The sequence below is a fragment of the Flavobacterium sp. N502536 genome, assembly GCF_025947345.1.
Taxonomy (GTDB): domain Bacteria; phylum Bacteroidota; class Bacteroidia; order Flavobacteriales; family Flavobacteriaceae; genus Flavobacterium.
This window is the reverse complement of the sequence record NZ_CP110011.1, coordinates 3,230,072-3,249,807: the sequence shown is the minus strand read 5'-3', so window position 1 is coordinate 3,249,807 and position 19,736 is coordinate 3,230,072. Positions and strand designations below refer to the sequence as shown.

The 19,736-nt window shown below is 36.3% G+C and carries 20 protein-coding genes; 12 read left to right on the top strand and 8 right to left on the bottom strand.

Annotated elements, in window-relative coordinates; all coding sequences use genetic code 11:
• Positions 1 to 131 precede the first annotated feature (131 nt).
• The 3 genes from OLM61_RS13735 to OLM61_RS13725 all read left to right on the top strand — a co-directional run bounded on the left by OLM61_RS13735 (position 132) and on the right by OLM61_RS13725 (position 3,038).
• Complete coding sequence (locus OLM61_RS13735; protein ID WP_264523208.1) at positions 132 to 1,910, top strand: ABC transporter ATP-binding protein; 1,779 nt, start codon at positions 132 to 134, stop codon at positions 1,908 to 1,910.
• Between the two features lie 68 nt (positions 1,911 to 1,978).
• Positions 1,979 to 2,347, top strand: a complete 369-nt coding sequence (locus OLM61_RS13730) for a PUR family DNA/RNA-binding protein (protein ID WP_017495419.1) — start codon at positions 1,979 to 1,981, stop codon at positions 2,345 to 2,347.
• A 145-nt stretch (positions 2,348 to 2,492) separates the two neighbouring features.
• Complete coding sequence (locus OLM61_RS13725) at positions 2,493 to 3,038, top strand: RBBP9/YdeN family alpha/beta hydrolase (protein WP_264523207.1); 546 nt, start codon at positions 2,493 to 2,495, stop codon at positions 3,036 to 3,038.
• Positions 3,039 to 3,106: 68 nt separating this feature from the next.
• On the opposite strand, the gene OLM61_RS13720 is transcribed toward OLM61_RS13725, so the two are convergent.
• Positions 3,107 to 3,442, bottom strand: coding sequence for a tRNA-binding protein (locus OLM61_RS13720; protein WP_264523206.1), 336 nt, complete (start codon positions 3,440 to 3,442; stop codon positions 3,107 to 3,109).
• A gap of 133 nt (positions 3,443 to 3,575) precedes the next feature.
• Here OLM61_RS13720 and OLM61_RS13715 point away from each other — a divergent pair, with 133 nt between their 5' ends.
• From OLM61_RS13715 to OLM61_RS13705, 3 genes are all read left to right on the top strand, one after another.
• Positions 3,576 to 4,469: an alpha/beta fold hydrolase gene (locus OLM61_RS13715; RefSeq protein WP_264523205.1), complete on the top strand. Its 894-nt coding sequence runs from the start codon at positions 3,576 to 3,578 to the stop codon at positions 4,467 to 4,469.
• Positions 4,470 to 4,613: 144 nt separating this feature from the next.
• The gene (locus OLM61_RS13710; protein ID WP_264523204.1) at positions 4,614 to 5,177 is read left to right on the top strand and encodes a thioredoxin family protein; all 564 of its coding nucleotides are present in this window, start codon (positions 4,614 to 4,616) and stop codon (positions 5,175 to 5,177) included.
• A gap of 328 nt (positions 5,178 to 5,505) precedes the next feature.
• Positions 5,506 to 5,901 carry a GreA/GreB family elongation factor gene (locus OLM61_RS13705; RefSeq protein WP_264523203.1) on the top strand — a complete coding sequence of 132 codons (396 nt, stop codon included), beginning with the start codon at positions 5,506 to 5,508 and terminating at the stop codon, positions 5,899 to 5,901.
• Between the two features lie 108 nt (positions 5,902 to 6,009).
• Here the strand turns inward: OLM61_RS13705 and OLM61_RS13700 are convergent, their stop codons facing one another.
• The 7 genes from OLM61_RS13700 to OLM61_RS13670 all read right to left on the bottom strand — a co-directional run bounded on the left by OLM61_RS13700 (position 6,010) and on the right by OLM61_RS13670 (position 10,901).
• Positions 6,010 to 6,321: a cytochrome c gene (locus tag OLM61_RS13700; RefSeq protein ID WP_264523202.1), complete on the bottom strand. Its 312-nt coding sequence runs from the start codon at positions 6,319 to 6,321 to the stop codon at positions 6,010 to 6,012.
• Between the two features lie 93 nt (positions 6,322 to 6,414).
• Entirely contained in the window at positions 6,415 to 7,347 is a 933-nt protein-coding gene (locus OLM61_RS13695) for a peptidylprolyl isomerase (RefSeq protein ID WP_264523201.1), read from the bottom strand.
• Between the two features lie 46 nt (positions 7,348 to 7,393).
• Complete coding sequence (locus OLM61_RS13690; protein WP_264523200.1) at positions 7,394 to 8,545, bottom strand: MFS transporter; 1,152 nt, start codon at positions 8,543 to 8,545, stop codon at positions 7,394 to 7,396.
• A gap of 142 nt (positions 8,546 to 8,687) precedes the next feature.
• Positions 8,688 to 9,038 carry a cupin domain-containing protein gene (locus tag OLM61_RS13685; RefSeq protein ID WP_264523199.1) on the bottom strand — a complete coding sequence of 117 codons (351 nt, stop codon included), beginning with the start codon at positions 9,036 to 9,038 and terminating at the stop codon, positions 8,688 to 8,690.
• Positions 9,039 to 9,153: 115 nt separating this feature from the next.
• Positions 9,154 to 9,615, bottom strand: coding sequence for an IS200/IS605 family transposase (tnpA, locus tag OLM61_RS13680; RefSeq protein WP_264523198.1), 462 nt, complete (start codon positions 9,613 to 9,615; stop codon positions 9,154 to 9,156).
• Positions 9,616 to 10,000: 385 nt separating this feature from the next.
• Entirely contained in the window at positions 10,001 to 10,456 is a 456-nt protein-coding gene (locus OLM61_RS13675) for a nuclear transport factor 2 family protein (protein ID WP_264523197.1), read from the bottom strand.
• Positions 10,457 to 10,571: 115 nt separating this feature from the next.
• Entirely contained in the window at positions 10,572 to 10,901 is a 330-nt protein-coding gene (locus tag OLM61_RS13670; RefSeq protein ID WP_264523196.1) for a hypothetical protein, read from the bottom strand.
• A gap of 289 nt (positions 10,902 to 11,190) precedes the next feature.
• Here OLM61_RS13670 and trmD point away from each other — a divergent pair, with 289 nt between their 5' ends.
• From trmD to OLM61_RS13640, 6 genes are all read left to right on the top strand, one after another.
• Complete coding sequence (gene trmD, locus OLM61_RS13665) at positions 11,191 to 11,871, top strand: tRNA (guanosine(37)-N1)-methyltransferase TrmD (protein ID WP_263363065.1); 681 nt, start codon at positions 11,191 to 11,193, stop codon at positions 11,869 to 11,871.
• 104 nt (positions 11,872 to 11,975) lie between these two features.
• Complete coding sequence (locus OLM61_RS13660; protein WP_264523195.1) at positions 11,976 to 12,800, top strand: AraC family transcriptional regulator; 825 nt, start codon at positions 11,976 to 11,978, stop codon at positions 12,798 to 12,800.
• Between the two features lie 113 nt (positions 12,801 to 12,913).
• Positions 12,914 to 14,044: an agmatine/peptidylarginine deiminase gene (locus OLM61_RS13655; RefSeq protein WP_264523194.1), complete on the top strand. Its 1,131-nt coding sequence runs from the start codon at positions 12,914 to 12,916 to the stop codon at positions 14,042 to 14,044.
• 231 nt (positions 14,045 to 14,275) lie between these two features.
• Complete coding sequence (rplS, locus tag OLM61_RS13650; protein ID WP_017495434.1) at positions 14,276 to 14,626, top strand: 50S ribosomal protein L19; 351 nt, start codon at positions 14,276 to 14,278, stop codon at positions 14,624 to 14,626.
• A 278-nt stretch (positions 14,627 to 14,904) separates the two neighbouring features.
• On the top strand, positions 14,905 to 17,127 hold the full coding sequence (locus tag OLM61_RS13645; RefSeq protein WP_264523193.1) for an NADP-dependent isocitrate dehydrogenase: 2,223 nt from the start codon (positions 14,905 to 14,907) through the stop codon (positions 17,125 to 17,127).
• Positions 17,128 to 17,344: 217 nt separating this feature from the next.
• Positions 17,345 to 19,726: a TonB-dependent receptor gene (locus tag OLM61_RS13640; RefSeq protein ID WP_264523192.1), complete on the top strand. Its 2,382-nt coding sequence runs from the start codon at positions 17,345 to 17,347 to the stop codon at positions 19,724 to 19,726.
• The last annotated feature ends 10 nt before the right edge of the window (positions 19,727 to 19,736 follow it).

The following is a 19,736-nucleotide window of genomic DNA, read 5'->3' as shown; positions in this document are numbered from 1 at the left end:
TGTGCTAATTTATTATCTTTAAAATAACAATCTAACAATCGTTTTGTTTTGATAATTTTATACATTACATTAATTTTTATTCATAATATTTCCCGAAATCAAAACATTTTAACATTGAATCTCTTAAAAAAATGAAAGAATTAAGCTATTTAAACAAATATTTCATCAAATATAAATATAGTTTCTCTTTAGGAATTTTAATCACCATAATCGCACAAATCTTCTCTTTGTTCACTCCAAAGCTAATTAGCAAGTCGCTAAACGCTATCGAAAAGTTTGACAAACTACCCGAAGCCGATCAAACTTCGCAAATCGTTATCGATACGTACCGCGAAGGATTAATTCATAACGTGCTGTTAATCATAGCTACTACCATTGTTGCCGGTTTTCTAACGTTCTTAATGCGTCAGACTTTGATTGTAATGTCACGTCATATCGAGTTTGATTTAAAAAATGAGGTTTTCAAACAGTATGAAAAACTCTCGCAAAACTTTTACAAACAAAATCGCACCGGAGATTTAATGAACCGTATTAGCGAAGATGTTTCAAAGGTTCGCATGTATGTGGGGCCCGCGGTAATGTATACGATTAATACTTTTATCCGTTTCGCCATCGTCATTATATATATGTATAACGTTTCGCCGCGATTGACACTGTATACTATTTTACCTTTGCCAATTCTTTCTTATTGTATTTTCAAGTTGAGTTCAGAAATCAATAAAAGAAGTACCACCTTTCAGCAATATCTGTCTAAAGTATCCAGTTTTACACAGGAAATTTTTTCCGGTATCCGGGTTATAAAAGCCAACTCACTGGAAAATCAGCATCAGAACAATATGATCGCTCTGGCAGACGAAAGCAAAAAAAAGAGCTTAGACTTAGCTAAAGTTCAATCCCTGTTTGGTCCTTTGATGATTGCTTTAATCGGAATCAGTAACCTGGTGGTGATCTATTTTGGCGGTGTTATGTATATTAATGGAACGATTCCGAATATTGGTACTATTGCCGAATTTATTCTATATGTAAACATGTTAACCTGGCCGGTAGCTTCATTAGGATGGGTTTCTTCAATGGTTCAGGAAGCAGAAGCCTCTCAGAAACGTTTGAACGAATTTTTGAAGATTGAACCTGAAATAAAAAACAGAAACGAAAATCACTCTGACATTCAGGGTACAATAGCCTTTGAAAACGTAAGCTACACCTACGAAGACACCAATATCGAGGCACTAAAGAATGTTACTTTTACAGTCAAAAAAGGAGAGACTTTGGCCATCTTAGGAAAAACAGGTTCAGGTAAATCCACAATATTATCTCTGATCTCGCGTTTATATGATGTAACCGAAGGCAGAATCATGATCGACCAAAGCGAAATCAGCAGTTTAAACCTGTATGATTTGCGTAATAATGTTGGAATTGTGCCTCAGGACGCTTTTTTATTTTCGGACACTATTAAAAACAACATAAAATTTGGCAATCAGAACGCTACAGATGAAGAAGTAATCGAGGCCGCCAAAAATGCGGTAGTTCACGATAATATTGTTGCTTTTAACAAACAATACGATACCATTTTAGGAGAAAGAGGGATCACACTATCGGGCGGACAAAAGCAGCGAGTGTCTATAGCGCGGGCCATTATTAAAAATCCGGCGATTTTACTTTTCGACGATTGTTTGTCGGCAGTAGATACAGAAACAGAAGAAACGATTTTAAGCAATTTGTTTGAAATTTGTAAAGATAAAACTACAATCATCGTAAGCCATAGGATATCATCTGCAAAGAACGCCGACAAAATAATCATTTTGGAGGACGGCAGGATCATTCAACAAGGCTCTCATAATCAATTAATAAATCAGGAAGGCTATTACGCATCGTTATATTTAAAACAACTTTCGGAAAAAGAATTACTTTAATTGTTGCGTAATCGATAATTTTTTATGATTTTTGAGTACTATTAATTCCAAAAATGATAGAACGTATTATGAGAGAAAATGACATGTTAGAAAAAGAAGAGATTTTTTCTAAAGTATTACGAGCAGGAAGAAGAACTTATTTCTTTGATGTGAGAGCTACTAAAGCTGACGATTATTATATCACAATTACCGAAAGTAAAAAATTTACTGAAGAGGATGGTTCGTTTCATTTTAAAAAACACAAAATCTACTTGTACAAAGAAGACTTTAGTGCTTTTGCCGAAATACTAGAAGAAATGACTTCGTACGTCTTGAACCACAAAGGCGAAGAAGTAATTTCTGAAAGACACCAAAAAGATTTCAAAAAAGAATACGGTTCTGACAAACCTGAGGGACAAAGAACCAGTTTTACCGATATTGATTTTGACGATATTTAGTCAAAAAAATACTTTTTAAAAGTATAAGTCCATTCTGTTCTGCATTTTGGACTTTTTTTAAATCTTAAAACTCTACCATTTTAGTCGACATTTATCTTGTAGTCTAAAAAGTAGTCTGTCAAATATTTTTATAAAAAGACCAGAAATGGAAACGCAACTATTAATCCTGCCCGGACTTGGGAATTCGGGAGTCAGACACTGGCAAACGTTTTGGCATAAGAAATTTAAAAATTCAACCCGTATTGTTCACGACGAGTGGGACGAACCTATTCGTGAAGAATGGCTTGAACGCTTAAACGAGGAAATCTCCAGACTAAACAGCCCAACGGTATTGGTAGCACATAGTTTAGCCGTTTCGCTTGTCCTGCACTGGGCGGAGGCAAACCACAATCCAAATGTTGTTGGCGCCCTGCTGGTAGCACCTGCCGATGTAGATTCACCTCAGCATACCCCCGATTCTATTCGGAACTTTTCTCCAATGCCCATTTCAAAGCTGCCTTTCCCCTCAATTGTGGTCGCAAGCGAAAACGATCCTTATGCAACTTTCGAAAGAAAAAAGTATTTTGCCGAAATGTGGGGAAGTGATTTGGTCAATGTGGGACAAAAAGGACACATCAACTCTGATTCTGATTTAAAATACTGGGAAGAAGGACAATTGATTTTGAAACAATTGATCGAGAAAATTAAATAGTTCTCAGTCGCAGTTTACAGTCGCAGTCGCATACTGAAAACTGTGACCGTAAACTGCGACTGAAAAAATCACCCAATTCGCAATCCGTTTTCTATTTTAAAATCGGGAGCAAGTAAAATAACATCTCCTTCCTTGCCTATTGCGCCAAGAACCAGACATTCACTCATAAATTTCCCGATTTGTTTTTTGGGAAAATTGACTACTGAGATAATTTGTCGGTTTAATAAATCTTCTTTTGTATAATGTGTTGTTATTTGGGCGGACGATTTACGGATTCCAATTTCGGCACCAAAATCAATGGTAAGCTGGTAGGCTGGTTTTCTGGCTTCGGGAAAATCATTTACTTCCATAATAGTTCCTACGCGCATATCGGTTCTTTCAAATTCATTCCAGGTTAAATCCATTTTATTTTTAGTATTTGATGATTTACAAACCTATTAATTTTGTAATTATTATCCCTAATTCTATAACCGTTTTTTTTGAGTAGCTTTTAATTTTACGAATCAAATTGGTACGCTAACGCTAAAAAATATAAAAATGGAAAATAACCTTCTAAATAACAGTACCTCCCTTAGAGATTCCGACTTTGACATCCAACTTTTAAACAGCGACAAATACATCGAAACGGCTAAAAATGTAAAGCTATATGTTAAAGATTACGGAAAGGGAAAACCGATAATTTTGATTCATGGCTGGCCGCTTTCAAATGAAATGTGGGAATATCAGATTGATTTTTTAGTACAGCACAATTATCGCGTCATCGCTTATGATCGTCGCGGATTTGGCAAATCATCACAACCTTATGACGGCTATGATTATGATACGCTAACCGATGATTTAAAAGAGATAATAGAGCAGCTTGAGTTAGAAAATGTTACTCTGGTTGGCTTCTCAATGGGTGGCGGTGAAGTGGTTCGCTACTTTAGCCGTTATGGCGGAAAAGCCGTTACAAAAGCCGCGTTAATTTCTTCTATCATCCCATTTTTATTGCAAACTCATGATAATCCTGACGGGCATCCGAAAGAAAAAAGTGAAATTACAGCAAATAATATCAAACAAGACAGAATTGGTTTTATAGATAATTTTGGCAAGATCTTTTTCGGAATCAATATCATCAATAGGCCTTTAAGCACACCCCTGTTAGAATATTACAGAATGCTGTGCTCTTTTGCCTCACCGCGTGCTACACTCAAATGTGCTGAGTCTTTTTCTTTTACTGACTTTAGGGATGAACTGGATACTATAAAAGTGCCTACTTTAATCATTCATGGCGACGATGACAAAATTGTACCTATTGATCTTACGTCAAAAAAAGCAGCCAAAGCCATTTCTGAAAATACTTTTATCGTTTATGAAGGCGCGCCACATGGCTTGTTTTATACCCATAAAGATAAACTAAACAAAGATTTGTTAGACTTTTTAAACGCCTGATTTATAACAAACGCCACAGATTAATGGTCAATACTGATTAATGCTGTTTAAATAGTAAAATCTGTGGCAAAAAATTAAAAACAGGTCCATACACTTTCTTTTACAGAATTTTAAAGCTATTTTTGAGGAACTTATTTCTACAAAATGGCACGAACTCCTTCAAATATGATTCCCCTTGGAACAATAGCTCCGGGATTCAAATTAAGAGATACCAATTCTAATAATGTTTACTCATTTGAAGATTTGAGAGGATCAAAAGGCACTTTGGTTATTTTTATTTGCAACCACTGTCCGTTTGTACTTCATGTTATCAAGGAGGTTGTAATGATCGCCAACGACTATCGTGTACAGGGAATTAGCATTGTTGCGATTTCAAGCAACGATATTGAGAAGTATCCACAAGATGCTCCTGAATTAATGACTGAATTTGCTTTTCAGAACAAGATTGATTTTCCGTACTTATATGACGAAAGTCAGGACGTTGCCAAAGCTTATGAAGCGGCTTGTACCCCTGATTTTTATTTATTTGACAATCAGGACCGATTGTTTTATCGCGGTCAATTAGACGATTCAAGACCTGGAAATGGGATTCCGTTAAGCGGAAGCGATCTTCGCAGCGCAATTGACGCTCTTATTTACAACAGAAGCTTAAAAGATCCGCAAAAACCAAGTATTGGCTGCAACATCAAATGGAAAACAACTCTTTAGTGTTTTCAAAAAGTTTGCCTATCTTTACCAATCCAATTAATTATTTCCCCAGTGACCACTATTCATTTACTTACAGCCTCTCCGCTATCGTTTTCCCTTACGGGAAGAGCGCTTGCTGCTGTATTTATCTCACATAGTAAGGCCTTTATCAATTAGGCCTCCGTCTATTTCAATTTCTTCTCTCAGACGGAGGATTTATTTTTTAGTTTTCAGTTACAATTTATAGTTTTCGGTCGTAGTCTCTGTTTAGAGGCCGCTACTAATGACTTTCATTATAATCTGTCTCTGAAAATTCCGAATATTCAAATCACAATAAATTAGAATCGATATGAAACCAACCCCTACATTCTGTAAAACAGATTATCAGTTTTTAAGAGAACTGATACTGAAAAGTAAAAACGCAACTAATGCCAAAGAAATTGGACAGCTTTCGCACGAATTGGACCGCGCCATTATCCGTAAAGAAAGTGAATTGGACGAAACCGTGATACGAATCAATTCGCAGGTCACTATTGAAGATGTAAAGGCAAATAAAAGCATGAAAATTCAAATTGTCCTGCCATCCTTCGCCGATGTAAAAGAAGGAAAAATATCCATTTTGGCACCGCTTAGTGTTGCTATTATTGGCTTTAAAGAAAATGATGTTGTCGATTGGGAATTACCGGCCGGAATAAAAACATTAAAAATAACAGCCGTTAGCAATTCAGCTGAAAGCATTTCTTAGTTTTTTAAACACCTCCTGCGTGAAGGTGTTTTTTTATGTCCTTTTTTAAACAAAAAAAAACTATCCAACTTAATTGAATAGTTTTTATGAATCTAAAACACCAGCTTCTTACAATTGAGAAGTGATATAATCGGATATCAAAGCGATCTGAGTATCATCAACCTTCGCTTTTTTCTGCATTCTTACCAGAATTGGTTTCCAGTCTTCCTGACTAAATTTCTTCGGATCATATAATTTATGACATCTTGCACAACTGTTTTCGTACAAGTTTTTCCCTTCTGCCAATGCAGGCGTTAATGCTGTAGTTTTTACCGTCTCACTCGCAGCCGGAGTAGCTGTTGCAACCGGAGCTGCTTTTTTCGTACCGCACGAAACCCAAAGCAACGTCGCAGCGGTTAAAGTTAAGATCCTTAATTTCATTGTTCTTGTTTTTTAAGTAAATATAAAAAAAATCCCATTCGACAAGCGAATGGGATTACTATTTAAAACAATACTAAATTGTCTGTAAAACTCTTATTTTACGTCCATTAATTCAACGTCAAAAATCAAAGTTGCGTTTGGTGGAATAACTCCTCCAGCACCTGCAGCTCCATAAGCTAAATCAGATGGAATTACAAAACGAGCTTTGTCACCTACTTGTAGTAAAGCGATACCCTCGTCCCATCCTTCGATTACCTGTCCTTGACCTAATCTGAATTCGATTGGTTTTTTACGTGGGTAAGATGAATCAAAAACTTTTCCATTTTCTAAAGAACCTTCGTAATGTACTGCTACTGTTTTTCCAGCTTCAGCTTTTTTACCTTCTCCTTTTTGAATCATTTTATAACGTAATCCGCTGTCTGTTTTATCAAAACCTGCAGCCAATTGTTCCATTTTTGCTTCTGATTCCGCTTTTAAAGCAGCATCACGCTTCAAACGGGCTCCTTTTAAAGCGATAAAAGCTTCAATAGCATTCCATTTTTGAGCTTCTTCACCTACTCTGATGATTTCTACTGCATCAAGATTATCTCCCTGAGCAACTGCATCAACAACATCCTGACCTTCGATTACATGACCAAAAACAGTATGTTTCCCGTCTAACCATGAAGTTGGAACGTGTGTAATGTAAAATTGAGAACCGTTACTTGCAGGACCTGAATTAGCCATTGCTAAAACTCCCGGGCGATCGTGTTTCAAACTTGGGTGAAACTCATCATCAAATTTATATCCCGGATCACCAGTTCCAGTTCCTTTCGGGCATCCTCCCTGAATCATAAAATCAGGAATTACTCTATGAAAAGTTAATCCATCATAGAATTTTTGTCCCTGAGGTTTTACTTTATTCTCCATATTTCCTTCTGCAAGAGCTACAAAATTCCCTACGGTCCCAGGTGTTAAATCGTGTGTAAGTTTTACTAAAATCGAACCTTTACTAGTGTTGAATTTAGCGTATATTCCGTTTTCCATTGTTCTTATTTTTTATTTGAATGCAAATTTACAAATTAATTTTATATCAATTTAAGCTTTCTGTTTTTTTAGACTTTGATTTGTAAGTAAGGCCGTAAACGACAAATGCCAATGCCGACAATCCAACGCAGCCAATGGTTACCGCATGCCATCCGCCCAGTTTCCACAACAACAATCCATAAGCTGATCCGGCTGCCGTTCCTAAAAAACTAAACGACATAAATACGGTATTCAATCGGTTTCTGGCTTCGGGAAGCAGCGAATATACTCGGGTCTGGTTTGAAATATGTACGCCCTGAATTCCGATATCAATAAACACAATTCCAATCGCAATTCCGATCACACTTTCTATTGAAAAATAGAAAACCAGAAAACTAATTAAAATCAATAAACAACCGTACCCTACCGCAATTCTTGAGTTTCCTTTGTCTCCCATTTTTCCTACAAGGGGTGCCGCCAAAGCTCCAGAAGCTCCTACAATTCCAAAAAGCCCAATTGTAGCACTGTTAAAACCGAATGGATCTCCGGAAAGCAGTAAAACCATAGTGGTCCAAAAGGCTCCGAATTGTGCAAAACTGAATACATTGATCAGTGTCGCTTCACGCAAAACCGGTTGCGTTTTTATAAGTGTAAAAAGGGATTGAATCAACTGTCCGTAAGTTCCCTCAAACTGAGGTTTATTGACCGGAAATTTTTTCTGAATCACAAAAAAGATCAGCAAACAGATACCCGCAGCAATATAAAACATAGACCTCCAGCCCAATACCTGACCTATAAATCCACTTAATGTTCTGGACAATAGTATTCCAACAAGCAAACCGCTCATAATAGTTCCTACCACTTTTCCGCGCTGTTCGGGCGCACTCAAAGAAGCTGCCAAGGGTAAAATAAGCTGGGGTACAATTGAAGTAATCCCGATTAATAAGGAAGCTACCTGTAAAAGAAAGAAACTTTTTGCCGTTGCTGCGATAATCAAAGCGATTACAGAAGCAAAAGTGGTCATTAAAATTTGTTTTTTACGTTCGATTTTATCGCCTAATGGAACCATAAAAAACAACCCTATCGCATAACCCGCCTGGGTTAGATAAGTTATTGTTCCCGCACTGGCTTCAGGAATTTTAAATTCGTTGGCAATTAAAACAATTAAAGGCTGGCAATAATAAAGATTTGCAACTATAAGTCCGGTGCAAGCTGCCATAAACAAGACATTCGTTTTAGATAAATTCATTTTGCAAAAATACCAATCTAATTATTACCGAAACTTTAAAAAAATTATAATTTTTCCAAAGTCGACAGTAAATCTGACTATTGTTTTAAAGATTATGCTGAATGTTAAAACATTACGATTGTATAAAATCTTCCCGAATCGGACTAAAAACATCCGTTAAAAGTCCGCTTTCTAAACAAACCACTCCATGAATGGCATGAGGCGGAATGTAAAAACTATCTCCTTCTTTCAGCGTTTGGGTAACACCGCTAATGGTAACATCAAATTTACCGCTTGAAACATAGGTAACCTGCGAATGATAGTGTTCGTGTAAAACACCAATTCCTCCCTTTTCAAAATGAACATTTACCAGCATCACTCTTTCATCAAAAGCAAGAATCTTGCGCCTGATACCTTCACCAACCACCTCCCACTCGATTTCATCTCCTTTTATAAATTCTTTGCTTGTTTTTGAATGCTGCATTTTCAAGGTGTTTAATTAACTTTCTATTTGTTGTAAATTGTATAAATCAGCAACGTTTTTTTATCCTGACTATTTCTATCAAATTTAAGCTAATCTGTTTTCTTATGGCTTACTTCTAAATTAATTCTTTAAAAATAAACCTTTCATCGTAATCGACTTCAGCTTTTTGCAAAAAGTGAATATACTCCTCTCTCAAGGTTTTCTTTTTGTGGTGCGCTTCCTGATTCTCAATATACTTAATTACGGCAGTCAATTGAGATTTACTGTATGAGAACGCTCCATAACCTTCCTGCCATTGAAAATGTCCTTTGGACAATTTATTCGTATTGATCCACTTTGAGGAGTCCTGTTTAACATTTTTCATCAAATCGGAAATTGATTGCGCAGGTCTAATCCCGATTAAAATATGAATATGGTCCGAAACACCATTTATCGCCAGAAGCTTATGGTCATTATTTTTTATAATTCCGGTTATATATTGATATAATTCTGCTTTCCATTCTTTGTCTATTAACGCGCGTCTGAATTTTACTGCGAAAACAAAATGTACATGTATTTGGGTGTATGTGTTTGCCATAATTTGCCGCTATGTAATTCCTGACGGAATTATTTGTGATGTGAAAACTATATATGGATTCTATTTACCGATATGTAATTCCTGACGGAATTATTTGCGATGTGAAAACCATATTACTACCAATATGTAATTCCTTGCGGAATTATTTGTCATATGTAAACAATTTTCATTTTACATATTATATCATAAATGAAAGAATAAAGCTACAATATTTTCATTAATAAATAGCACTTCGCTTCAGCTTATTTTAATTATTATTCAAAAAAAAAGCTCCATAAGGAGCAAAATATCGGTAATTCGGTAACCTATATATAGGTCAGCAAAAGAAACCCACCGTAAATGATGTCCCGTAGGGACTACACACGTTTTACATCAGTAGCTGTTCTTAGTTTTCCTCTTCTTCAAAGTTATCGAAATAGGTAAAATCTTTGGTGATTAATCCGTTTTCGATTGTAAAAATAGTACAGATCGGCAGTTCAAATTTTGAGTTGTCAGGCGCTGTACCTGATGAAACAAATTCTACAATAATATGCTTTTCTCCCGACGGATAAACCTGAATCACTTTGTCATGCAGATCCGGAAAAGCGGCATTAAGCGCTGCATACTTATCTGCAATTTGTTTACGGGTTTGTTTGACAATCCCGGGTCCTAGCGAAGGATCTTTGAAATCAGCAGTCTCTGTGTACATTTCTGACATCTTTTTCCAATCGTGCTTATTAAAATGTTCAAAATACGCTTTGACTAATTCTTCATTTTTTGTGGTATCCATAGGTTTTAACTGGTTTTGATTCTGACAGGAAATAATTAGAAAAGATACCAAAAGTATCACCGTTTTTCTCATGATTTATCATTTTAAATCGCTAAAGATCAACCTAAAGCGGACATAAATATAATCAAATGATTTTGACAACAATGATAAAAACGCAATATTTTCGTATAAAAAACAAGAAATCAGCTTATTTTACAGCAATTGTCTGAGGTGGCTGTTGCTGTTTATCGGTTTTGTAAAAATAAATTTTTCCGTCCTTACGAGTGTATATATAGGTGTAATTCCAGTAGTTTGAGCCGGCCATTCTGGGACCTTCACTAGTAGCTGCATTGGTATACACTTGTTCTGCATAAAGTAATATTTCTCCCTGATCTGAATTTTGTAACGTACGTATAGGTGGCCCCCAAATCTTAATAAGATTTTTTTTGGACTGACCAATCCATTGATCATTTGGATTTTTAGTGGTAGAACATGCCTGTAAAATCAATATAATGAGTAATATTAGCAGCTTTTTCATGGGAGTTTTGTTTTTAAGTAATTCTTTACAAAATCAAATAATTGAAATGTAATAGTAATTAAAATTAAGCATCTTTTTTTTACATTTCAGACGTTTTATGTTATATAATTATCATGTATTTAACTGTTTTACAAACACTTAAATAACATTCAAACAACATTAAACGTTAAGTAGCTCGTTATGAACTCTTTCTCAAAAAGTCTTTAATTCTTTTTCCCCATTTTCAAATCTTGAAAATTCACAAAAATTAACTTGTATCTTTGCACCTTAGAACTATTGAAGAAAAAAAATGCGAATTGACATTATAACGATTTTACCTGAATTATTAAAGAGTCCGTTTGAGGCTTCGATTATGAAACGTGCCATAGACAAAGGATTAGTGGAAGTTCATTTTCATAATTTGCGTGATTACACCACAAACAAGCAAAAAAGTGTTGACGATTATCCTTTTGGAGGAGGTGCCGGAATGGTGATGACTGTTCAGCCTATTGATGCCTGTATCACGCATTTAAAAAGCCAACGCGAATACGATGAGATTATTTATATGTCACCTGACGGGGAAACTTTAAACCAAAAAATGGCCAATACCATGTCGATGTATGAAAATATCATCATTCTTTGCGGACATTATAAAGGTGTAGACCAGCGTGTTCGGGATCATTTTATTACCAAAGAGATTTCAATTGGTGATTATGTTTTATCGGGTGGAGAATTAGGAGCTTTGGTGTTATCGGATGCTTTGATCCGCTTGATTCCAGGTGTTTTGAGCGACGAAACTTCAGCATTAACTGATAGTTTTCAGGACAATCTGCTTTCAGGTCCTATATATACAAGACCGGCAGATTATAAAGGCTGGAAGGTTCCTGAAGTTCTGACTAGCGGTCATTTTGCCAAAATTGACAAATGGCGCGAGGATATGGCGTATGAACATACTAAAAACAGACGACCGGATTTATTAGAAGAAAAATAAACCAGACTCTTTACTCATTTATTTTTAGTGATTCTTCTAAATCATATGTGAAAGCTGTAATTAATACGTTATCCTTATTATTACCCCTTTCTAAAAACTAAAAAATGAATGATTTTAATCTAAAACATATTTACAATACCCGGAATTATATTGAGATGCATTACAATCAAATCATCTCAATAAATTCTCTGGAGGACATTTCGTGTTACTCCTACCGGAATCTGCAACGCATTTTTTATTCTTTATTTAACGAAACCATTGGCGCTTACCAAACCCGATTGAAGGTAGAAAACGGATACAAAAAACTCATCTACTCCAACAAACAAATCTCAGAAATTGCACTTGAAGTAGGTTTTGCCGATGTACAGTCATTCTCAAAAACCTTCAAAAAACATTTTGATTGTTCCCCTTCCCTGGCACGCAATCAAAAGGAGCTTTTACTCAACGATACCCATCCTCTTCAATCTTTTACCAGTGTTTTAGCCCCCGATATACTTGTAATCCCTGAAACAACTGTTTATTACCTAAGTTCCAAAACTCCTTATGTTAATCAGGAAATAGAAACGCTGTGGGAAAACCTTCTGCAAAACAAATTCCCTGAAACTGACACCCGCTTTTTTGGAGTCATTACAGACGATATTTTAATTACCGAAAAAATAAATTGCACTTACGAAGCCTGTGTTGCTACGACAACGGTCCTTAAAAATTTGCCAAAGAAGCAGATTTTTGGCAGTAAATATGCCCGTTTTTTTCATCACGGCAGTTACAATACCTTAGAAAATACCTATAACCAAATTTATGGAGGCTGGTTTCTAAACAACACTTTTGAACTTTCACACTTGCCTGTAATTGAACAATATCTGAAAACCAGCGACAATTGTGATAACGAGTCTGAATATCTTACCGCGATTTTTATTCCGCTGATTTGATTTGTCCATTTTGGACAACTGCCAGATAACGGTTTAGAAATACATTTGTACCGTCAAAATACTAGTAACAAAATGACGCTAAACAAGTTAATCCACAACAAACACAAATTAAGATGAAAAAATTATTTATACCTATACTGCTATTTCCTCTATTTACTTCCTGTCAGGAAGATGCAGTAGGCGTAACGCCGGACGAACCGACAGAATCGATTAAAAGTGAAATTATGTACACCATGCCCGAAGAATCTGCTCCGCATGAAGCAACCTGGCTGCAATGGCCACATCAATATCAATATGGTATTGACTATAGAAATGATTTAGATGCTACCTGGGTCGCTATGACTAAATCATTAGCTGCAAGCGAAAAGGTCAATATTATTGCCTATGATACGACTGAAAAAAACAGAATTACCGCCTTATTAAAAAATGCAGGCGTTTCTCTTTCTGCCGTAACATTTAAAATTTACAAAACGGATGATGTCTGGGTAAGAGATAATGGTCCTATTTACGTAAAAGACAAGAACAATCAATTGGTAATTCAGGATTGGGGATTTAATGGCTGGGGGAAAAAAGCCGATTTCAGTAATTGCAACACCATTCCTTCACAAATTGCAGCAGATCAGAAAACAACAATTGTAGATTTAAACACTATAATGATTAATGAAGGCGGAGCTGTAGAAATAGACGGAAAAGGAACCTTAATGGCTACCAAAAGTTCTATTTTAAACTCCAATCGTAATCCTGGAATGTCTCAGTCACAGGCTGAAGCCATTTTTAAAAAGTATTTAGGTGTTACTCATTTTATCTGGCTTAACGGAAAAGCGGGAAGAGAGATCACAGACATGCACATTGATGGTTTTGCACGTTTTGGCAATACCAGCACGATCGTAACCATGAATGAAGATGATTTATTGTATTGGGAAGTACCACAAGCCGACATTGCTACCTTGTACAATTCAAAAGACGTAAAAGGCAAAAATTATACTTTCGTAAAACTGCCATTGTCCCGAAACAACGTTGTAACGACTTATGGTAAAAAATTAGGTTACAAAGGTTCTTATGTCAATTATTACATTGGAAATACGGTTGTTCTGGTTCCGAATTACAACGATCCTAATGATACTGTTGCCAATCAATTGATTCAGGGTTTATATCCTGACAGAAAAGTAATTGGTATTGACGTTCGTAATTTGTACGCCAATGGAGGAATGATCCATTGTGTTACACAGCAGCAGCCTAAATAAAAAGTTTCTTTTGTTTCAAGTTTCAAGTTTCAGGTTTTGATGACGTACACAAGAAACTTGAAACTTGAAACTTGAAACAAGCCCTAACCATCAATTTATCAACAACTTAAAATAATTTACAATTTATAATTCATAATTTACAATTATTTTCTACATTTGCACCCGAATTAGACTAACCTCTGGCGAAATCCGTGAATGTTACTCTATACTAAACAATAATAAAAAATTATCATGGCAGATTTATTAAAGTTCGTTCAAAACGAATTCGTTGCTAAAAAAGATTTCCCTGTTTTCGGAGCTGGAGATACTATCACAGTTTACTACGAAATTAAAGAGGGTGAAAAAACAAGAACTCAGTTTTTTAAAGGAGTTGTTATTCAAAGAAGAGGTTCTGGTAACACAGAAACTTTTACTATTCGTAAAATGTCTGGAGCTATTGGAGTTGAGCGTATCTTCCCAGTAAACTTACCAGCTTTACAAAAGATTGAAATCAACAAAAAAGGAGCTGTACGTAGAGCTAGAATTTTCTACTTCAGAGAACTTACTGGTAAAAAAGCTAAGATTAAAGATAAAAGAAGATAATCATTTATCGATTTGTTATAAAAAACTCGTTTCATATCATTTGAAACGGGTTTTTTTTTGTGCTTTATTTTCAGAATATCAAAACCGTAATTTTTTAATAGCAAAATCGTCGATTTGACAATTTAAAGAGCACGAAATAACAATCTGATAATTTCGGCATTTCTCCTCAAAACTACACCGTTTTCGGACTGTTTTTATTATATTTGCTCCGCTCATTCTGAGCCGACTATACCTTTTACATCGTCATTCTCTGACGATACGATTATAAAAAAAAAAAAATGACACAGAATTCAAAAATCTATTACACCTTAACTGATGAGGCGCCATTGTTAGCGACTTATTCTTTTTTACCTATTGTCCAGGCTTTTACGTCTACAGCAGGTATTGCAATTGAAACCAGAGACATCTCTTTGGCAGCCCGAATCTTATCCAATTTCCCTGAGCTTTTAACAGCTGATCAAAAAACGGGAGATGCTTTGGCTGAATTAGGGCAATTGGCAACACAACCTGATGCTAACATCATCAAATTGCCAAACGTTTCTGCATCGGTACCGCAATTAAAAGCAGCTATTGCCGAATTACAATCACACGGTTATAAAATTCCTAATTTCCCGGAAGATCCACAAAATGATGCTGAAAAGGAAATTAAAGCAAAATATGCTAAAGTTTTAGGTTCTGCCGTAAATCCGGTTTTACGTGAAGGAAACTCTGATCGTAGAGCTCCAAGAGCAGTAAAAAACTTTGCAAAAGCAAATCCACACTCAATGGGTGCATGGTCAGCTGATTCTAAAACAAAAGTGGCTTCAATGCCAAACGGTGATTTCTACGGAAGTGAAAAATCGCTTACAGTTGCAGAAGCTGATGATGTAAAAATTGAATTCGTTGCAAAAGATGGTACAACTACAGTATTAAAAGCAAGTACACCGCTTAAAGCAGGTGAAATCATTGACAGTTCTGTTTTAAGTGTAAAAAAATTAAAAGCTTTTGCTGCGGATGCTATTGCGGATGCAAAAAAAGAAGGTGTTTTACTTTCGGTACACTTAAAAGCAACCATGATGAAAGTATCAGATCCAATTATCTTCGGCGCGATCGTTGAAGTATACTTTGCTGATCTTTTCAAAAAATACGAAACTTTATTTGCAGCATTAAACATTGACACCAGAAATGGTTTAGGTGATATCTATGCAAAAATTGCAGGAAGACCTGAACAGGCTGAAGTTGAAGCCGATATCACTAAAGCAATCGAAAACGGACCTGCTTTGGCAATGGTAAATTCTGATAAAGGAATTACAAACTTACACGTACCTTCTGATGTAATTGTTGATGCTTCTATGCCGGCAATGATTCGTACCTCAGGACAGATGTACAATAAAGAAGGAAAACAACAAGACACGATTGCCCTTATTCCAGATCGCTCTTATGCCGGAGTTTACACCGCTACAATCGATTTTTGTAAAAAACACGGTGCTTTTGATCCTAAGACAATGGGAAGTGTTCCTAACGTAGGTTTAATGGCTCAAAAAGCAGAAGAATACGGATCTCACGACAAAACATTCCAGATGAAAGCTGACGGAGTTGTTCGTGTCACAGACAACAAAGGAACTGTTTTAATGGAGCAAAACGTTGAAGCTAATGACATTTTCAGAATGTGTCAGGCAAAAGACGCTCCAATTCAGGACTGGGTTAAACTGGCTGTAAACAGAGCTCGTTTATCTGATACTCCTGCTGTTTTCTGGTTAGACGAAAACAGAGCACACGACAGAGAATTGATTGCAAAAGTTCAAAAATATTTAAAAGACCACAATACTGTAAATCTGGATATCCGTATCTTAAACCCTGTTGCGGCTACTGAATTTACTTTAGACAGAATCATCAAAGGTTTAGACACCATCTCAGTAACCGGAAACGTTTTACGTGACTATTTAACAGACTTGTTTCCAATTCTGGAATTAGGAACTTCTGCTAAAATGCTATCTATCGTTCCGTTAATGAACGGTGGAGGATTGTTTGAAACGGGTGCGGGAGGTTCTGCTCCAAAACACGTTGAGCAATTCACAGAAGAAGGTTATTTACGTTGGGATTCATTAGGAGAATTTTTGGCTCTTGGTGCTTCTTTAGAGCATTTAGGACAAACTTTAGACAATTCTAAAGCAATTGTTCTATCTGAAACTTTAGACGAAGCCAACGATAAATTCCTTGCTAATGATAAATCTCCGGCTCGTAAAGTAGGGGAAATTGATAACCGTGGTTCTCATTTTTACCTTGCTTATTACTGGGCTCAGGCTTTGGCTGCTCAAAACAAAGATGCTGAATTGAAAGCGATCTTCACTCCAATTGCTGCTGAATTTGAAGCTAACGAAGCTAAAATTGATGCCGAATTAATTGGTGCGCAAGGGAAACCTCAAAATCTTGGCGGTTACTACCAGCCAACTCCTGAATTAGTGAGCAAAGCAATGCGTCCAAGTGAAACATTCAATTCAATTATTGCACAAATAAAATAATCGAATGAAACATAAAGAGTCGTCACAATATGGCTCTGTAGAAAAGACAACTTTAATTAGTTGTCTTTTTTTTTTGAATGGAACCAAAACCTCTGAACCTTTGTCCCTCTGCCCCTTTGCCCCTCCAAAAAAAGAGTCTTTCTTAACTAATGTTTAACAAACGTTCTGCAAAAATATCTAGTTAGAATTATTAACTATGTGTTTCAAAACCAAGACAATGACCACAAAAAAAAATACCACATTTTTTATTCTGTTCTTTACTATTTTAACATCATTTTCTCAGGAAAAATTCACTTTAAGCGGCACCATTACTGACTTTAAAAACAACGAAACCTTAATCGGTGTGAACGTCTATATTCCGACCTTAAAAATAGGTACAACCACCAACGAATATGGTTTTTATTCGCTTACCGTTCCACAAGGTGAACATCAGATTGAAATTAGTTATGTGGGGTATCAAACCCTTCAAAAGACAATTGCTTTAACTCAAAACACGAAAAATAATTTTGCGATCAGCGAAAGCGGCGAAGAGCTTCAGGAGGTGGTAATTATCGACAATAAAAGAAAAATCAACATCAAATCGCCGGAAATGAGTGCCAACAAACTCTCAATTTCCACCATCAAAAAAATGCCGGTTGTTTTGGGTGAAGTCGATGTTTTAAAATCGATTTTATTGCTTCCGGGCGTTACCAATGCGGGAGAAGGCGCTTCGGGATTTAATGTACGCGGTGGTGGTGCCGATCAGAATTTAATTTTATTAGACGAGGCTACCATCTTTAATTCTTCGCATGTATTTGGCTTTTTCTCCGTTTTTAACCCCGATGCTATTAAAGATCTAAAACTATACAAAGGCGGAATTCCGGCACGCTATGGCGGAAGAGCTTCTTCTGTTTTAGACATTTATCAGAAAGACGGAAACAGCAAAGAATTTCACGTTAATGGTGGAATCGGGTTAATTTCAAGCCGACTTCTCGCCGAAGGCCCTTTAGTAAAAGACAAAGGTTCTTTTCTTATTGGAGGAAGAGCTTCCTATGCTCATTTGTTTCTAAAACTATCCGAAGATCAAAAAGACAACTCTGCCTATTTTTATGATTTGAATACCAAACTGAGTTATAAATTAAACGACAACAACAGCTTGTATTTGTCCGGTTATTTTGGCCGTGATGTGTTTAGTCTGAACAAAAGTTTTACCAATATCTACGGAAATTCAACCTTAAACCTGCGTTGGAACCATCTGTACTCTGATAAATTATTTGCCAATTTATCCCTGATTTACAGCGATTACTATTATGGTCTCGATCTGGACTTTGTAGGCTTCAAATGGGATTCGGGAATTAAGAACTACAACATCAAATACGATTTCAAAAACTACCTCTCAGACAAATTCAAACTGAACTACGGTTTAAATGGTATTTACTACGAATTTAATCCCGGGACGATCAAACCAAGCAATGAAACGTCCGGAATTAATCCGGATCAACTGGATAAAAAATACGCCTTTGAACCTTCTGTTTATATCGAAGCCGAGAATCAGCTCTCGAAAAAAATTACGGTTGCTTACGGATTACGATACAGTTTGTTCTATCGTTTAGGATCTTCTACCATCAATTATTATGACAATAACGAACCAGTAGTTTTCAATAGCGACATGCAGATTTACGAAAAAGGAACACCAACCTCAACGCGCTATTTTGGCAAAAACAAGGCCATTCAGCATTACAACAATTTAGAACCGCGGCTTTCTGTTTCCTATCAGTTAAATGATGATCAGGCGATTAAAGCAAGCTATAACCGAATGGCACAGTATCTTCAGCTGATTTCGAATACTTCATCTCCTACTCCGCTCGATGTCTGGATGCCAAGTGATAATTACATCAAACCTCAGATTGCCGATCAGGTGGCTTTAGGCTATTTTAGAAATATCAACAACGGAGCTTACTCTGTAGAAATCGAAACCTATTATAAAAAAATCCAGAACCGACTTGATTATATCGATGGTGCCAATTTGATTGCCAATGATGCGATCGAACAGGTAATTCTGAACGGAAGAATGCGGGCCTATGGTGTCGAATTTATGCTAAAGAAAAATGAAGGCAAGTTCAATGGATGGATCTCCTATACTTTATCAAAATCACAGCAGCAAACTCCGGGAAGAACTCCGGAAGAAATTGGTATCAACAGCGGACAATGGTACAGCTCTGCCTATGATAAGACTCATAATTTAGCCATTACATCTGCTTATAATTTAAACGAGAAGTGGTCTTTTGGCGCCAACTTTGCGCTGCAATCGGGTCAGCCGGTTACGTACCCAAATGGACGCTATGAGTATCTGGGAATTACAGTACCCAATTATGGATTAAGAAACGAAAACCGCTTACCGGCCTATCATCATTTAGACATTTCGGCAACTTTGACCCCCCGAAAAAATAAAGACCGAAACTGGAAAGGCGAATGGGTTTTTAGTATTTACAACTTGTACAATCGCCAGAATGCGGCTTCGATCAACTTCCGTCAAAATGTAGATACCGGTACAAATGAAGCTGTAAAAACGTCAATTTTCGGAATGGTTCCGGCCGTGAGTTATAATTTTAAATTTTAAGACCAACTTT

What these genes read in the sequence shown, in the direction of transcription:
- OLM61_RS13640 (WP_264523192.1), top strand. Translation starts at nt 17,345, where the DNA reads ATGACCACAAAAAAAAATACCACATTTTTTATTCTGTTCTTTACTATT.
- OLM61_RS13655 (WP_264523194.1), top strand. Translation starts at nt 12,914, where the DNA reads ATGAAAAAATTATTTATACCTATACTGCTATTTCCTCTATTTACTTCC.
- OLM61_RS13660 (WP_264523195.1), top strand. Translation starts at nt 11,976, where the DNA reads ATGAATGATTTTAATCTAAAACATATTTACAATACCCGGAATTATATT.
- OLM61_RS13735 (WP_264523208.1), top strand. Translation starts at nt 132, where the DNA reads ATGAAAGAATTAAGCTATTTAAACAAATATTTCATCAAATATAAATAT.
- OLM61_RS13725 (WP_264523207.1), top strand. Translation starts at nt 2,493, where the DNA reads ATGGAAACGCAACTATTAATCCTGCCCGGACTTGGGAATTCGGGAGTC.
- OLM61_RS13685 (WP_264523199.1), bottom strand. Translation starts at nt 9,038, where the DNA reads ATGCAGCATTCAAAAACAAGCAAAGAATTTATAAAAGGAGATGAAATC.
- OLM61_RS13670 (WP_264523196.1), bottom strand. Translation starts at nt 10,901, where the DNA reads ATGAAAAAGCTGCTAATATTACTCATTATATTGATTTTACAGGCATGT.
- OLM61_RS13720 (WP_264523206.1), bottom strand. Translation starts at nt 3,442, where the DNA reads ATGGATTTAACCTGGAATGAATTTGAAAGAACCGATATGCGCGTAGGA.
- trmD (WP_263363065.1), top strand. Translation starts at nt 11,191, where the DNA reads ATGCGAATTGACATTATAACGATTTTACCTGAATTATTAAAGAGTCCG.
- OLM61_RS13730 (WP_017495419.1), top strand. Translation starts at nt 1,979, where the DNA reads ATGAGAGAAAATGACATGTTAGAAAAAGAAGAGATTTTTTCTAAAGTA.
- OLM61_RS13675 (WP_264523197.1), bottom strand. Translation starts at nt 10,456, where the DNA reads ATGAGAAAAACGGTGATACTTTTGGTATCTTTTCTAATTATTTCCTGT.
- OLM61_RS13715 (WP_264523205.1), top strand. Translation starts at nt 3,576, where the DNA reads ATGGAAAATAACCTTCTAAATAACAGTACCTCCCTTAGAGATTCCGAC.
- rplS (WP_017495434.1), top strand. Translation starts at nt 14,276, where the DNA reads ATGGCAGATTTATTAAAGTTCGTTCAAAACGAATTCGTTGCTAAAAAA.
- OLM61_RS13700 (WP_264523202.1), bottom strand. Translation starts at nt 6,321, where the DNA reads ATGAAATTAAGGATCTTAACTTTAACCGCTGCGACGTTGCTTTGGGTT.
- tnpA (WP_264523198.1), bottom strand. Translation starts at nt 9,615, where the DNA reads ATGGCAAACACATACACCCAAATACATGTACATTTTGTTTTCGCAGTA.
- OLM61_RS13645 (WP_264523193.1), top strand. Translation starts at nt 14,905, where the DNA reads ATGACACAGAATTCAAAAATCTATTACACCTTAACTGATGAGGCGCCA.
- OLM61_RS13705 (WP_264523203.1), top strand. Translation starts at nt 5,506, where the DNA reads ATGAAACCAACCCCTACATTCTGTAAAACAGATTATCAGTTTTTAAGA.
- OLM61_RS13710 (WP_264523204.1), top strand. Translation starts at nt 4,614, where the DNA reads ATGGCACGAACTCCTTCAAATATGATTCCCCTTGGAACAATAGCTCCG.
- OLM61_RS13690 (WP_264523200.1), bottom strand. Translation starts at nt 8,545, where the DNA reads ATGGCAGCTTGCACCGGACTTATAGTTGCAAATCTTTATTATTGCCAG.
- OLM61_RS13695 (WP_264523201.1), bottom strand. Translation starts at nt 7,347, where the DNA reads ATGGAAAACGGAATATACGCTAAATTCAACACTAGTAAAGGTTCGATT.